Source organism: Microbacterium sp. KU4F (assembly GCF_056868075.1).
The window spans coordinates 397,130-411,982 of record NZ_CP200324.1; the positions used below are offsets into that span (position 1 = coordinate 397,130).

The following is a 14,853-nucleotide window of genomic DNA, read 5'->3' on the forward strand; positions in this document are numbered from 1 at the left end:
AGGTTCAGCGCACCTGACGCACGGGGAACTGAAGGCGCGGGTGCGCGTAGGCGTCTTGCGACTCCACGAGCTGGAGCTCGCGCTCACCCGAGCGGTGCGTCGCCTCCAGCAGGTCGAACACGCTGGATGCGGTGCGCGCGAGGGCATCCGCGGCATCGCCGGTACGCGTGTAGTGCGCGGTGAACAATGCCGCGGTGACATCGCCGGAACCGTTCGCCTTCATCGGCAGCAGCGGGGTCGTCACGATCCAGGCGCCCCGGGGCGTCACAGCCATCATCTCGATCGTTCCCTCCTCGCGGTCGGGGCGCTCGACGCTCGTGACCAGTACCGTCCCCGGTCCCATCGCGCGGGCGGCATCCGCCGAAGCGAGGGTCTCCTCGATCGTGTGCGGATCCGTGCCGGTGAGAAAGCCCAGTTCGAACTGATTGGGCGTGATGATGTCCGCCACCGGCACGACCTTCTCCCGCAGGAGCTCCGGGATGGCGGGGGCGACGAAACAGCCGGACTTGGCGTTGCCCATGACGGGGTCGCACGCGTACACGGCGTTCGGGTTGGCAGCCCTCACGCGCGCCACGGTCTCCACGATCACGTCGGCGATGCCCTCGGAGCCCTGGTATCCGGACAGGATGACGTCGATCTTGTCGAAGACCCCGCGCTCCTCGATACCCGTGATGACCTCGCGCACGTCGTCCGGCGCGATGAGCGGTCCTCGCCAGGCGCCGTATCCGGTGTGGTTCGAGAAGTTCACCGTGTACACCGGCAGCACCTCGACGCCGATGCGCTGGAGCGGGAACACCGCGGCGGAGTTGCCGACGTGACCGTAGGCGACGGCGGACTGGATCGAAAGTACCTTCACGGCGGAGTCATCCCATCTTCGAGGTGGCGGCGACCGCATCCACGGCCGCGGCGAGGTCGGCGATGAGCCGGTCGGCGTCATCGTCGGAGAGATCATGCACCGTCAGGCGCACATGGTGCGTCGCTCGCGCGTCGGCGAGGACGAACTCGTCGCCGGTGCGCGCGAGCCAGCCGCGTCGCATGAGCTGCTCGGCGACCGCGCGGGCAGACACGCCCAGCGGGACCCACAGGTTGAGACCGTCGCCGGGCTCGACGGCGAAGCCGTGCTCCCGTGCCCGTTCGGCGAACGCGCGGTTGCGGTCCGCGTAGTGCCGTCCCGTCGATCCGATGGCGCCGCGGACCGCGTCGTCGGCGAGGAGAGCGACGGCGAGTCGCTGCAGGAGGTGGCTGACCCAGGTGGTGCCGGGGCTCAGTCGTAGTGCGAGTCGGTCCGCCGTCTCGGGATCCGAGGCGGCGACGGCCAGACACATATCGGGCCCGAGGAACTTGGACACCGACCGCACGAGCGCCCAGCGTCGGTGGTCGCCGCCGATGATCGAGTGGTACGGCTGCGCGGAGAGCAGCGAGAAGTGGTCGTCCTCGATGATCAGCACGTAGGGATGATTCTCCAGGACCGCGCGCAACTCGGCGGCTCGGCGGGCGCTCAGACTCGCGCCGGTCGGATTCTGGGCGCGCGGCGTGCAGACGATCGCGCGAACACCGGCAGCGAGCGCCGCGCGAAGCCCGTCCACGGTCATGCCCTCGGCGTCCACGGGAACCGGAACCGCGCGATAGCCGCCGAGACGCACGGTGTGGATGCTGGCGAGGAAGCAGGGGTCCTCGAGGGCGACGGCGTCGTCCCGGGTCAGCGCCTGCGCGAGCAGGCGCTCCACGGCATCGACCGCCCCGCTCGTGATCGTCAAGCGCACCGTCGACGGCGCGAGGTCGGCGCTGATCCACTCTCGGGCCCACCCCTCGAGATCGGGGTCGATGACAGGCTCGCCGTAGAGGACCGGGCGGCGGGCGATGCGTGTGAGCGCGGGAACAGCATCCGGGATGCGGTCGGGGTCCGGATTGCCGGTGCCCACGTCGCGGAGCACGGTGCCGGCGGCGAAGCCCTCTTGCGCGACGGGTGCGGCCTCGGCGACGAGCGTGCCGCCGCGCCCGCGGGTGACGACGGTGCCCGCCTGAGTGAGCAGTCGATACGCCGCCGCGACGGTGTTGCGGTTGACGTCCAGCGACTCGGCGAGCGCCCGGACCGGCGGAAGCGACTGCCCAGGGGCGAGCTCGCCGCGCTCGACGAGCGCGCGGACGCTGTCGGCGATCTCCGCGGCGGAGGAACCGCGGATCCCAGGACGCGTGTCAGACAGAGACATCCAGACCAGCCTACGCCGTAGGACATGCTACTTTCTGGCCTAGGACAAAACGTCGCTCGACGCGACGTCGACGAAGGAGCACCCGATGACCGATTCCCTCACCGGTTCCACGCGCGTCAAGCGCGGACTCGCCGAGATGCTGAAGGGCGGCGTGATCATGGACGTGGTCACCGCCGAGCAGGCTCGAATCGCGGAAGACGCGGGAGCCGTCGCCGTCATGGCCCTCGAGCGCGTCCCCGCGGACATCCGCGCGCAGGGCGGCGTTGCGCGGATGAGCGATCCCGACCTGATCGACGAGATCATCGCGGCGGTGTCGATCCCGGTCATGGCGAAGGCGCGGATCGGTCATGTCGTGGAGGCTCAGGTGCTGCAGGCGCTCGGTGTCGACTACGTCGACGAGTCCGAGGTGCTCTCGCCCGCGGACTACGTCAACCACATCGACAAGTGGGGCTTCACGGTTCCGTTCGTGTGCGGTGCGACGAACCTCGGTGAGGCTCTGCGGCGCATCACCGAGGGCGCGGCGATGATCCGGTCCAAGGGGGAGGCCGGCACGGGAGACGTCTCGGAGGCCACGAAGCACATCCGCACGATCCGCGGCGAGATCGCGGCTCTCGGTGCGAAGAGCGCCGACGAGCTGTACGTCGCGGCCAAGGAGCTCCAGGCTCCGTACGAACTCGTGGCCGAGGTCGCCCGCACCGGTACGCTCCCGGTCGTTCTGTTCACCGCCGGCGGCGTCGCGACGCCGGCGGATGCCGCCTTCATGATGCAGTTGGGAGCCGACGGCGTGTTCGTGGGCTCCGGGATCTTCAAGTCCGGCAATCCCGCCCAGCGGGCGGCGGCGATCGTGAAGGCGACCACCTTCTTCGACGACCCCGCCGTCATCGCCGAAGCCTCACGAGGACTCGGCGAGGCGATGGTCGGCATCAACGTCGCAGACCTGCCCGCTCCGCACCGCCTCGCCGACCGTGGCTGGTGACACCCCGCGTATCGGGGTCCTGGCACTCCAGGGCGACGTGCGCGAGCACGTGCGCATCCTCCGCCTCCTCGGCGCGGCGGTGCGCACGGTTCGCCGGCCCGCCGAGCTCGCCGAGGTGGACGGCCTGGTGATTCCGGGCGGCGAGTCGAGTGTGATCGACAAGCTGAGCCGGGCGTTCGGGATGCGCGATCCGCTGCGCCTGGCGATCGCTGAGGGGCTGCCGGTCTACGGGACGTGTGCGGGGCTCATCCTGCTCGCCGACGAAGTGCTCGACGGTCTGCCGGGTCAGCAGAGCTTCGGCGGACTGGATGTGGCCGTGCGCCGCAATGCGTTCGGCTCGCAGCTCGATTCGTTCGAGAGCGACCTGCACGTGGAGGCCTTCGGCGGACCTCCGGTGAAGGCCGTCTTCATCCGCGCCCCCGTGGTCGAACGCGTCGGCGCGGGCGTCGAGATCCTGGCGACGCTGGATGACGGACGGGTGGTGGCCGTGGAGCGGGGCAACCTGCTGGGGACGTCGTTCCACCCCGAGGTCTCGGACGAGACGCGGTTCCACGAACGTCTCCTCGAGCGGGTCCGCGCGCGGCTGAACTAAGATCGACGCTGGACTTTCCAGCCGCTGAACACGGGAGACTCATGTCCGGTCACTCCAAATGGGCCACCACCAAGCACAAGAAGGCCGTCGTCGACGCCCGCCGTGCGAAGTCGTGGGCGAAGCTCATCAAGAACATCGAGGTCGCCGCGAAGCTGGGCGGCGCCGATCTCGCGGGCAACCCGACGCTCTTCGATGCGGTGCTCAAGGCGAAGAAGACCTCGGTGCCCAAGGACAACATCGATCGCGCCATCAAGCGCGGAGCCGGCATCGGCGGCGAGTCGGTCGAGTACTCGTCGATCATGTACGAGGGCTACGGTCCCAACGGCGTGGCCCTCATGATCGAGTGTCTGACCGACAACAAGAACCGTGCTGCTGCCGAGGTCCGCACGGCACTGTCGCGCAACGGCGGCACGCTCGCCGACCCCGGCTCGGTCGCCTACAACTTCACCCGTAAGGGCGTCATCGTGGTCGCCGAGGAGGGCACGAGCGAGGACGACGTCATGATGGCTGCCCTCGAGGCGGGCGCGGAGGAGATCGAGCCGCACGCGCAGGGCTTCGAGGTCATCACCGAGGCGTCCGACCTCGTGTCGGTGCGCACCGCGCTGACCGACGCGGGCATCGAGTACGAATCGGCCGATGTCGAGTTCGTCCCGAACCTCAAGGTCGAGGTCGACGCCGAGACGGCGCGGAAGGTGTTCCGCCTGATCGACGCCCTCGAGGACAGCGACGACGTGCAGAACGTCTTCAGCAACTTCGATCTGACGCCCGAGGTGCAGGCGGAGCTCGAGGCCGACGAGTAAGCGGGCATTGCGGGCGCGTCGGGGCCCCGGCTCGCCGCGAGGCACGTAGCGTGACGGGGTGGGTTCTTCTCTGCGTGTGCTCGGTGTCGACCCGGGCCTGACGCGCTGCGGCGTGGGCGTCGTGGACGTCGGGGCCGACCGTCGTGCGAGCCTGGTGCACGTCGGCGTCATCCGCTCGTCGCCCGACCTGCCGGTCGCCGAACGCCTTCACCTCATTGCGCAGGGGCTCCGTGACGCCGTGCGGGAGCATCGCCCCGATGTGGTCGCCGTCGAGCGCGTGTTCGCGCAGCAGAACCGCAGCACCGTGATGGGGACGGCGCAAGCCAGCGGCATCGCGCTACTCATCGCCGCCGAGCACGGTCTGCGTACGGCGACCCATACGCCCAGCGAGGTCAAAGCGGCGATCACCGGCTACGGTTCGGCCGAGAAGCTGCAGGTCCAGACGATGGTGGCCCGGGTTCTCCGACTCGACGCGCTCCCGCAGCCCGCCGATGCCGCGGATGCGCTCGCGCTCGCGCTGTGTCACGCGTGGCGCGGTGGCAGTTCCGGTTCAGCGGCGGTCACGGACGCGGCGCTCACGCCGGCGCAGCGCGCGTGGCGGGCGGCGGAGAAGGCGCGCCGCTGAGCGTGTCGAATCGAACAAAGGTGCGAAGCGGGATAGGCTCGCAGCCATGATCGCCTCGCTCCGCGGCACCGTCGCGCACGTATCCTCCGACGGCCTCGTCCTGGACGTCGCGGGCGTCGGCTACAGCGTGGCCGTCACGCCGGACGTCTCGCGCGCGGTACACCTGGGCGACGAGATCCTGCTGCACACGCACATGATCGTCCGCGAGGACGCCCTGTCGCTCGTGGGCTTTCGCACTCGAGAAGAGCTCGCGGTGTTCGCGGCGTTGATCGCCGTGTCCGGAGTGGGACCGAAGTCCGCGCTCGGTGTGCTGGCGGAGCTCAGCATCGATCAGATCGCCCAAGCGGTGGCCGACGAGGCCGACGGCCCCTTCCGTAAGGTCTCGGGGATCGGGCCCAAGACGGCGAAGCTCATCGTGGTGCAGCTCGCCGGCAAACTGGCACCTCCGACCGCATCCACCACGGGCTCGGCGGCTGCGTCCACCGATCTGGTGGCTCAGCTGGCGCAGGCGCTCGTGGGTCTGGGATGGTCCGAGCGTGTCGCCGCAGAGACGGCGGCGGTCGTCATCGCCGATGCACCCGACGAACGCACGGTCGCCGCCCTGCTGCGACGTGCGCTGGCGGCGCTGGGCCCGGCCCGCGGGGAGGTGCTGCGTGGATGAGCTGAGGGATGCGGGTACCCCCGCAGACGAGAGCGAACTCGCGATCGAGGGCGCGTTGCGTCCGGAGTCGCTGGCCGACTTCGTCGGTCAGCAGAAGGTGCGCGGACAGCTGCAGCTCCTGCTCGACGCGGCGCGCATCCAACAGCGCCCGCCGGACCACATCCTGCTCTCCGGCCCTCCCGGGCTCGGCAAGACGACGCTCGCGATGATCGTCGCGCATGAGAGCGGCCGTGCGCTGCGGATGTCCAGCGGGCCCGCCATCCAGCACGCCGGCGATCTCGCGGCGCTCCTGTCGTCGTTGACGCCCGGCGAGGTGCTGTTCATCGACGAGATCCACCGGATGGCGCGCTCCGCGGAGGAGATGCTCTACCTCGCGATGGAGGACTTCCGCATCGACATCATGGTCGGCAAAGGCGCCGGCGCGACCAGCATCCCCCTCGATCTGGCGCCCTTCACCCTCGTGGGTGCCACCACGCGGTCCGGGTTGCTCCCCAATCCGCTGCGCGACCGCTTCGGTTTCACCGCGCACCTCGAGTACTACGAGCCCGAGGAGCTCGAACGGGTCATCGCCCGCTCGGCCACGATGCTCGGCGTCGATCTGCCGGCCACGGCGCGCTCCGAGATCGCCCGCCGCTCGCGCGGAACGCCGCGTATCGCGAACCGACTGCTGCGACGAGTGCGCGACTACCTCATCGTCTACGGCGATGGGGGATCGGGCGATCTCGCCAGCGTGGATGCGGCGCTCGAGCTGTACGACGTCGATCCGATCGGTCTCGACCGGCTCGACCGGGCCGTGCTGGACGCGCTCATCCGTCGCTTCCGCGGCGGCCCCGTGGGCCTGAGCACCCTCGCCGTCGCGGTGGGTGAGGAGGCGGACACGATCGAGTCGGTCGTCGAGCCCTACCTGGTGCGGATCGGCTTCATGGGGCGCACGCCACGGGGGCGCGTGGCCACTCCGGAGGCCTACGGCCACCTGGGCGTGCCTCATCCGACCGGAGCGCTGCGGCTCGATGACCTATAATCGCTGAAGGCTTTCGCCGCAACTGACTCGACCAGCGCTGGACCCGGTTCGCGCTGCCCCGGAAAGGGCCCCTCCTCTTCATGGACTTCGCGACCTTCTTCACCAACTACGGTCTGATCATCCTGCTGGTGATCCTCCTGATCTTCATGTTCTGGAGCTCGCGTCGCCGCATGCAGAAGGCGAAGGCCGAGCAGGAGCAGAAGGCTCGCCAGACCGTTCCCGGCGCCGAGGTGCTGCTGCAGGGCGGTCTGTACGGAACCATCGTCGCGTTCGACCCCGAGAACCTCGACCAGCCGGCACTCATCGAGATCGCCCCCGGCGTCGAGATCAAGGTGCACAGCCAGGCCATCCTCCGCGTCGTCGACCCCGCCGAGGGCGTTGTGACCGAGGACGAGTTCATCGATGCCGAGGCGAGCGAGGCCGAGTACATCGCCGGCGTCGCCGACGGCGACATCACCTCGATCAGTGACGACCGCAAGTACTCGTCGCCGAGCGACGAGGTCGACAACGACAAGAAGGACAAGCCCGAGGCCTGACACCTCCGTCCCTTCCTGCACGAGAAAGCTGATCGTCCGTGGCGACATCCACTCCCGTCCGTCACGCCTGGCGCGCCCTCATCGGGCTCCTCGCGGTGACCGCTGTGCTCTTCGGCGTCAACGCCCTGGGCGTCTACGTCTTCAAGACCTCCGCCGGGGCTCCCGCGAGCTCCTGGTCTCCGGAGCTCGCCCTGGACCTGCAGGGCGGCACACAGATCATCCTGGCGGCGCAGACCGCCGACGGCGCCGCTCCGAGCGGTGAGCAGATGACCCAGGCCGTCACCATCATCCGCCAGCGCGTCGACGCATCCGGCGTCGGTGAGGCGGATGTGACGACCGAGGGCGGACGCAACGTCGTCGTCCAGATCCCAGGTGAGGCCGACGAGGAGACGCGTCAGCGCATCCAGGACTCCGCCCAGTTGCAGCTGCGGCCCGTGCTCGTCGAATCGGGCGAGGTCAGCGGCACCTTCATCGGTCAGGACGGCACGGCCACGCCGTATCCGACGCCCGATCCCTCGCTCGAGGCCACGCCCACTGCATCGCCCACGAACGGCAGCGACATTGCGTGGATCACCCCCAAGCTGCAGGCGGAGTTCCAGGCATACGACTGCGCCAATCCCACGAACGATCCCGCGAACGCTCCCGACGGCGACCCCCTGATCACCTGTTCGACGGACGGCACGGCGAAGTACATCCTCGGCCCCGTCGAGATCAAGGGCGACGACGTCGCAGACGCCAGCTCGGGGGTCGTGCAGAACAACGGCCAGTGGGCTGTCAACCTCGTCTTCAATGCCGAGGGCACCGCGAAGTTCACCGAGATCAGCCAGCGGCTGTACCCCCTCCAGCGGCCACTGAACCAGTTCGCGTTCGTGCTCGACGGCACCGTGCTGTCGGCCCCGTCGATGAACGGCATCATCACCGACGGCAAGCCGCAGATCACCGGGTCGTTCACGCAGGAGAGTGCCAAGACGCTGGCGGACCAGCTCAAGTACGGCGCCCTGCCGTTGAGCTTCACGGTGCAGAGCTCCGACACGATCTCGGCCACCCTCGGCTCTCAGCAGCTGATGATCGGCCTGATCGCCGGCCTCATCGGTCTTGCTCTCGTCGCGGTCTACTCGCTGACGGTCTATCGAGCGCTCGGCACGGTGATCATGGCGTCGCTCGTGGTCATGGGCGTGCTGACCTACATCACGCTGTGCGTCCTGGCGTGGCGCATGGGGTACCGCTTGTCGCTGGCCGGTGTCGCGGGTGTGATCGTGTCCATCGGATTCACCGCGGACTCGTTCATCATCTACTTCGAGCGCATCCGCGATGAGCTGCGCGACGGCAAGTCGATCACCGCGGCGGTCGAGGACGGGTGGAGCCGCGCCAAGCGCACGATCTACATCTCGAAGTCGATCAACGTGCTGGCCGCCGTCGTGCTCTACATCCTCGCGGATGCGACGGTGAAGGGCTTCGCGTTCACGCTGGGCCTCACGACCGTCATCGACGTGCTCATCTTCATCCTGTTCACGCATCCTGTGATGCAGTTGCTGGCTCGCACCCGGTTCTTCGGCTCCGGCCACCCGCTCTCGGGACTGGATCCGACGGCACTCGGCGCGGTCTATCGCGGTCGCGCGCAGTTCCGCGCCCCGGTGGCCCAGACGGGTCGCGTCGCGCGCTCCCGCGGCGAGGCAGAGCGCCGCCAGACCATCGCCGAGCGCAAGCGCGCCGCGCAGCAGGGGGATGTCGGTTCCACATCCGCGGACGAAACCGCGTCCCAGACGAAGGGCGGTCGCAGCTGATGCGCTCGATGTCCCAGGTCGGTAACGACCTCTACACCGGCAAGACCTCATTCCCGTTCGTCGGACGTCGTCGACTCTGGTTCCTGATCGGCGCCGTGCTCGTCATCGCCTCCGCGCTGGTGCCGCTGTTTCGCCCGATCGAGTTCTCGATCGAGTTCACCGGCGGGTCCCAGTTCACGATCAACGAGCTGACCAACCCCGACCAGGCCATCGCGACGAGTGCCGTACAGTCCGTCGTGCCGAACGCCGAGACGCGCGTCACCACGGTGGGGGCGGACTCCGTCCGGGTGCAGACCGACCAGATGTCCAACGACGAGACGCAGCGCGTGTCCGAGGCGCTCGCGGAGGCCTACAACGTGCCCGCCGCAGACGTCACGTCGTCGTTCATCGGGCCGAGCTGGGGTGAGGGAGTGACACGGCAGTCCCTGTGGGGCCTGGCGATCTTCCTCACGCTGACCTTCGTGATCCTGGCCCTGTACTTCCGCACCTGGAAGATGTCCGCGGCCGCCATCATCGGCGTGGTCGACGTGCTGGTCGTCACGGTCGGCATCTATGCGGTGTTCGGATTCCCGATCTCGCCGGCCGCCGTCATCGGATTCCTCACGATCCTCGCGTACTCGCTCTACGACATCACCGTCGTCTTCGACAAGATCAGAGAGAACACGCGGGATGACGGTGAGATCTCTGCCCGCACGTTCGGAGAGTCCGTGAACCTCGCGGTCAACCAGACCCTCATCCGCTCGATCAACACGACCGTGGTCGCCATTCTGCCGACCGGCGCCATCCTGTTCATCGGTGCGTTCTGGCTCGGGGCGCAGACCCTCACGGACATCTCGCTGTCGATCTTCGTGGGAACCATCGTCGCCGCGTACTCGACGCTGTTCCTCGCTGCGCCGCTGTACAGCCTCTTCCGCGAGGGAGAGACGAAGGTCAAGGCGAGCGATGCGCGGGTGCGGTCGGCACGCGAGCGTGCCGTCGTCGAAGCCTGATCGGGTCGCACGCGCGTAAAATGATCCGACCGGGCGAAGGGTGGTGATCGAGGCATGGCCGAGACGCTTCCCGCGGGCGCCCAGAGTTCGTCTCTGCGCCGCCTGATCCCGCGGATCTTCTCGCGCGCCGCCCGTCGCGACGATGTCGACAAGCTCGTCCGCACGGTTCGGACGCACCATCCCAAGGGCGATCTCGCGATCGTCGAGCGTGCGTACGTGGTGGCGGCGCGGGCGCACGAGGGACAGAAGCGGCAGAGCGGCGAGCCGTACATCACGCATCCGCTCGCGGTGGCCCAGATCCTGGCCGATCTCGGACTGGGGCCGAAGGCCGTCGCCGCGGCTCTCCTGCATGACACGGTCGAGGACACCGGATACCGGCTCGACGAGCTGAGTGCCGAGTTCGGTGACGAGGTCGCGATGCTCGTCGACGGAGTCACGAAGCTCGACAAGGTCAAGTACGGCGAGAGCGCGCAGGCAGAGACCGTCCGCAAGATGATCGTGGCGATGTCTCGCGACATCCGCGTGCTCGTCATCAAGCTCGCGGACCGCCTGCACAACGCCCGCACGTGGGGTTTCGTTCCCCCCGAGAAGGCCTCGAAGAAGGCGACCGAGACCCTCGAGATCTACGCGCCCCTCGCGCATCGGCTCGGCATCCAGGCCATCAAGTCCGAACTCGAGGACTTGTCGTTCGCCGTACTCCACCCGAAGCTCTACGTCGAGATCGACAGCCTCGTCAAGCAGCGCACGCCCCAGCGCGAGCAGTACCTGCAGAACGTCATCAACGCGGTCGAAGAGGATCTGCGCGAGCTGCGCATCCGCGGACGCGTGGCGGGCCGACCGAAGCAGCTGTACTCCGTGTACCAGAAGATGGTCGTTCGGGGTCGTGAGTTCGACGACATCTACGACCTGATCGGCATCCGGGTGATCGTCGCGACCGTCCGGGACTGCTACGCCGTCCTCGGCGCACTCCACGCGCGGTGGACACCGCTCCCGGGGCGCTTCAAGGACTACATCGCCACACCCAAGTTCAACCTTTACCAATCGCTGCACACGACCGTCATCGGCCCGAACGGGCGCACGGTCGAGATCCAGATTCGCACGAACGAGATGCACCAGCAGGCCGAGTTCGGTGTCGCGGCGCACTGGAAGTACAAGGAACGCATGTCGGGCGCCAAGACCGACACCAAGGCCGTCGATGCCGACATGGCCTGGCTCGCCCACATCTCCGACTGGCAGGCCGAGACCGCCGACCCGGGCGAGTTCCTCGATTCGTTGCGGTTCGAGATCGGTGCGAAAGAGGTCTACGTCTTCACCCCCAAGGGGCGGGTGATCGGTTTGCCGGCGGGCGCGACGCCGGTGGACTTCGCGTATGCGGTCCACACCGAGATCGGGCACCGCACGATGGGCTCGAAGGTCAACGGCCGGCTCGTGCCTCTTGAGTCCGAGCTGCATTCGGGCGACGTCGTGGAGGTCTTCACCTCGAAGAATCCGGATGCGGGACCCAGCCAGGACTGGCTCGGGTTCGTCAAGAGCACCCGCGCGCGCAACAAGATCCGCGGCTGGTTCACCAAGGAACGCCGTGAAGAGGCCATCGAGCAGGGTCGCGAATCGATCGCGCGAGCCATGCGGCGCCAGAACCTGCCGCTGCAGCGCCTGATGAGCCAGGACTCGTTCACGCAGGTCGCGCAGCAGCTGCGCTACGAGGACGTGTCTGCGCTGTACGCAGCTGTCGGTGAGGGGCACGTCTCCACCCAGTCGGTGATCGAGAAGGTGACGGCGCTCGTCGCGGCGGACAACGACACCTCCACCGGCCCGATCGACATCCCCCACATCGGCCGCGGTCGTGCGCCGCGCGACGGCGACTCCGGAGTGCTCGTGCGCGGTGCGCCCGACATCCTCGTCAAACTCGCCAAGTGCTGCACCCCCGTGCCGGGCGACGAGATCGTCGGCTTCGTGACGCGGGGGAGCGGCGTCTCGGTGCACCGGGCCGACTGCACCAACGTCAAGTCGCTGGAGTCGGACCCCGAACGCATGATCGATGTCGAGTGGGCGCCGACGACGAAGAGCGTGTTCCTCGTTCAGATCCAGGTCGAGGCGCTCGATCGCTCGGGGCTGCTCAGCGACGTGACGCGGGTGCTGAGCGAACACCACGTCAACATCCTCTCCGCGACGGTCTCCACGTCGAACGATCGTCTCGCTCTCAGCCGTTTCGTGTTCGAGATGGGCGACACGGTCCACCTCGACCGGGTGCTGAACGCGGTGCGCCGCATCGACGCCGTCTACGACGTCTACCGCGTCACCTCTTCCTGACAAGCCCCTCCAGCAGAGCGAGCGCGGCCAGGCGACGGGGCACGCGTCGTTTTGCCGCCAGCCACGCGATGGCCCCCTGGGCGGCGTGTGGTGCCCGCTCCGCGCACTGCCCGAGGAGGGCATGCATCGTCTCGTCGGTGCCTCGCGCAAGATCGGCGATGGTGCGAGCGGGCGTGGTGACGGGAACGCCGCCGAGGCGGACCAGGTCTTCGTCGGGGATGCGCGGATCGCGGTAGACGAAGCGTCGGTCCACCGGCTCGTGCAGGCGGTGCGCACTGATGCGCTGCAGGTCGTGCCGGACGGGCACCTCGTCGATCAAGCCGTGGACCCAGGCCGCGCTGCGGTGGGTCGCCGCCATCCGCTCGCCGACGAGCGGGCGCAGGGATGCGGCCCGCATCGCCGCGGTCTCGATCGTGTCCGCGGGGACGAAGCCCTCGCCGAGTCCGACGAGATCCCCGTCGAGGCAGGCGGCCGTGAGCTCGGCTCGACTGAGCAGCTCGCTCGGGAAGTAGAGGAAACGGGAGCCCATCGCCTCAGTGTGCCGCGATCGCACGCGAAGACGCGCGGGGCCCGTCCGATCTGTGGACAGGCCCCGCGCGTCGAGGTCGGGAGGAGGAGCGGTCAGCCGCCGATGGCGCGCAGCCACGCCTTGCGGGCCTCGAGGGACTCGCGCGCCGTCTTCGCAGCCTTCGCATCCTTGCGGGCTTCCGCGTCGGCCAGTTCGCTCTCGAGCTTCTCGATGGCATCGGTCAGCTGGCGGGTCATGTCGTTGGCGCGGGCCGTCGTCTCCGGCTCGTTGCGCTTCCACTCTGCGTCCTCGCGGCCGCGCACGTGCTGCTCGATCTTGCGCAGTTCGTCGTCGAGAGCGCGTTCGCGATCACGCGGGAAGATGCGTCCGATCTCGTCCCACTGACGCTGGATCTCGGTGAGGCGCTGACGTGCCGTGGACAGGTTTTTCTCGTCGACGATGGGCTTCGCCGTCTCGAGCAGCGCCTGCTTGGCGACGATCCGCTCCTTGGACTCCTCGGCCTCGGCGGCCTCACGGCCCTGTCGCGCTCCGTAGAGCGCATCACCGGCGGCCTTGAAGCGTGCCCAGAGCGCGTCGTCGACGCGCTTGCCGGCGCGCCCCGCGGCCTTCCACTCGTCGAGGAGGTCGCGGTAGGCGGGGATGCCGTCCTCGCCACGCGGGGCAAGAGCCTCGGCGCGCTCCACGAGACGCGTCTTGCGGTCCTTGGCGGCCTTGTGCACCTCGTCGAGCTCGGCGTAGAAGGCGCGACGATGACGCTCGAGCGTGCTGCGTGCGTCGCGGAAGCGCGTCCACAGCTGCTGCGACGCGGACTTCGGCAGGCGCGGGCCGTTCTGCTGCTGGCTCTGCCACTGATCGAACAGCTCGGACAGCTCTGCGGTGACCTGCTTCCACTGCAGCGATTTCGGGTCGCGCGCCGCGAGTGCTTCGGCCCGCTCGACCAGCACAGTGCGCTGGGCGAGCGCCTCGTCGACAGCGGCCTTCGCCGCCTCCGCCTCGTTCGCGGTGGCTTCGGCGAGGGACGCGACCAGGGCGTCGAGCCGAGCGCGCAATGCCTCGAGGTCGCCGACGGCCGCGGCGTCCGTGACCTTCTCCCGCAGCGTGTTCGCCGTGTGCCGAAGGTCCGAAGCCGACGCACCGCCGCGACGGTGACGCACCTCGAGGAGGGTCACCTCGCTTGCGAGGTCGGTGTACTTGCGCACGAAGTACGCGAGCGCCTCATCCGGTGTTCCGTCGGGATACTGGCCGACGACGCGCCAGTTCTCACCCTCGCGCACGGCGACGGTGCCGTCGGCATCCACCCGACCCCAGGGCTCGTCAGCGGCCCCGGTGGTGTCGGGCTGGTCAGGGGTGTGGTCTGTCGCGGCAGTCACGGGGCACCTCGAGCGTCTCGCGTCGGCGGGGGAAATCGGACTCAGCCTAGTACGCCGACAGGTTCGGCGCCGTGCAGGTCAGGACGTGGGCTCCGGTGTCGGCAGCGGGGTCGAGGGTGGCGCGGTTCCCGAAGGCGTCGGTGCCGGCGTCTCCGCGGTCGGGGAGATCGCGCCGGGCCCCAGCGTGTAATAGGCGATCTGACCGCCGAGCACAGCGAGCACGAGTAGTCCGCCGCCGATGCCCGCGATCAGGTTGTCGCGCCGACGCCGACGGATCTGGGCGTTGTGGTGGGCGCGGCGCGCCTGGTAGAGACGAGCGCGTTCGCGCTCGGCGCGCTGCTGCTTGCTTCCCGTTGCCACGGTTCCTCCTCGTCGGCCGGACCAGCCGATCTTATGCGGCGGTGCCGGGGGTCATCAAAGCCGGCGTCGGCGGGCGCCGTTAGCCTGGGG

15 protein-coding genes are annotated in these 14,853 nt (G+C 68.8%); 10 read left to right on the forward strand and 5 right to left on the reverse strand.

All coding sequences use genetic code 11. The features are described from left to right. Positions 1–4: 4 nt before the first annotated feature. On the reverse strand, positions 5–856 hold the full coding sequence (gene pdxY, locus AC1VNH_RS02000) for a pyridoxal kinase PdxY (protein ID WP_483109651.1): 852 nt from the start codon (positions 854–856) through the stop codon (positions 5–7). A 7-nt stretch (positions 857–863) separates the two neighbouring features. Continuing rightward, positions 864–2,210 carry an aminotransferase class I/II-fold pyridoxal phosphate-dependent enzyme gene (locus AC1VNH_RS02005; protein ID WP_483109652.1) on the reverse strand — a complete coding sequence of 449 codons (1,347 nt, stop codon included), beginning with the start codon at positions 2,208–2,210 and terminating at the stop codon, positions 864–866. 85 nt (positions 2,211–2,295) lie between these two features. Here AC1VNH_RS02005 and pdxS point away from each other — a divergent pair, with 85 nt between their 5' ends. The 10 genes from pdxS to AC1VNH_RS02055 all read left to right on the forward strand — a co-directional run bounded on the left by pdxS (position 2,296) and on the right by AC1VNH_RS02055 (position 12,504). Then, entirely contained in the window at positions 2,296–3,186 is an 891-nt protein-coding gene (gene pdxS / locus AC1VNH_RS02010; protein WP_137416937.1) for a pyridoxal 5'-phosphate synthase lyase subunit PdxS, read from the forward strand. Then, entirely contained in the window at positions 3,176–3,778 is a 603-nt protein-coding gene (gene pdxT, locus AC1VNH_RS02015) for a pyridoxal 5'-phosphate synthase glutaminase subunit PdxT (protein ID WP_483109653.1), read from the forward strand. Before pdxS ends, pdxT begins: the two co-directional genes overlap by 11 nt. Before the next feature lie 41 nt (positions 3,779–3,819). Continuing rightward, positions 3,820–4,578 carry a YebC/PmpR family DNA-binding transcriptional regulator gene (locus tag AC1VNH_RS02020; protein WP_243227903.1) on the forward strand — a complete coding sequence of 253 codons (759 nt, stop codon included), beginning with the start codon at positions 3,820–3,822 and terminating at the stop codon, positions 4,576–4,578. Between the two features lie 58 nt (positions 4,579–4,636). Further along, positions 4,637–5,203, forward strand: a complete 567-nt coding sequence (ruvC, locus tag AC1VNH_RS02025; RefSeq protein WP_483109654.1) for a crossover junction endodeoxyribonuclease RuvC — start codon at positions 4,637–4,639, stop codon at positions 5,201–5,203. Positions 5,204–5,249: 46 nt separating this feature from the next. Beyond that, positions 5,250–5,864, forward strand: a complete 615-nt coding sequence (gene ruvA / locus AC1VNH_RS02030; protein WP_483109655.1) for a Holliday junction branch migration protein RuvA — start codon at positions 5,250–5,252, stop codon at positions 5,862–5,864. Then, on the forward strand, positions 5,857–6,885 hold the full coding sequence (gene ruvB, locus AC1VNH_RS02035) for a Holliday junction branch migration DNA helicase RuvB (RefSeq protein WP_243227900.1): 1,029 nt from the start codon (positions 5,857–5,859) through the stop codon (positions 6,883–6,885). Before ruvA ends, ruvB begins: the two co-directional genes overlap by 8 nt. 80 nt (positions 6,886–6,965) lie before the next feature. Next, positions 6,966–7,421 carry a preprotein translocase subunit YajC gene (locus AC1VNH_RS02040; RefSeq protein ID WP_483109656.1) on the forward strand — a complete coding sequence of 152 codons (456 nt, stop codon included), beginning with the start codon at positions 6,966–6,968 and terminating at the stop codon, positions 7,419–7,421. 38 nt (positions 7,422–7,459) lie between these two features. Further along, positions 7,460–9,205 (forward strand): protein translocase subunit SecD, encoded by a 1,746-nt coding sequence (gene secD, locus AC1VNH_RS02045; protein WP_483109657.1) that lies wholly within the window; start codon positions 7,460–7,462, stop codon positions 9,203–9,205. After that, positions 9,205–10,194, forward strand: a complete 990-nt coding sequence (gene secF, locus AC1VNH_RS02050) for a protein translocase subunit SecF (RefSeq protein WP_483109658.1) — start codon at positions 9,205–9,207, stop codon at positions 10,192–10,194. Before secD ends, secF begins: the two co-directional genes overlap by 1 nt. 54 nt (positions 10,195–10,248) lie before the next feature. Next, positions 10,249–12,504: a RelA/SpoT family protein gene (locus tag AC1VNH_RS02055; protein ID WP_243227896.1), complete on the forward strand. Its 2,256-nt coding sequence runs from the start codon at positions 10,249–10,251 to the stop codon at positions 12,502–12,504. Here the strand turns inward: AC1VNH_RS02055 and AC1VNH_RS02060 are convergent. The 3 genes from AC1VNH_RS02060 to AC1VNH_RS02070 all read right to left on the reverse strand — a co-directional run bounded on the left by AC1VNH_RS02060 (position 12,491) and on the right by AC1VNH_RS02070 (position 14,763). Next, positions 12,491–13,033, reverse strand: coding sequence for a type IV toxin-antitoxin system AbiEi family antitoxin (locus AC1VNH_RS02060; RefSeq protein WP_483109659.1), 543 nt, complete (start codon positions 13,031–13,033; stop codon positions 12,491–12,493). The genes AC1VNH_RS02055 and AC1VNH_RS02060 overlap by 14 nt on opposite strands. A gap of 92 nt (positions 13,034–13,125) precedes the next feature. Beyond that, a complete protein-coding gene (locus tag AC1VNH_RS02065; protein WP_483109660.1) occupies positions 13,126–14,403 on the reverse strand; it encodes a DUF349 domain-containing protein in 1,278 nt (425 codons plus the stop codon). A 78-nt stretch (positions 14,404–14,481) separates the two neighbouring features. After that, positions 14,482–14,763, reverse strand: a complete 282-nt coding sequence (locus AC1VNH_RS02070) for a dioxygenase (protein ID WP_483109661.1) — start codon at positions 14,761–14,763, stop codon at positions 14,482–14,484. Positions 14,764–14,853: the final 90 nt, after the last annotated feature.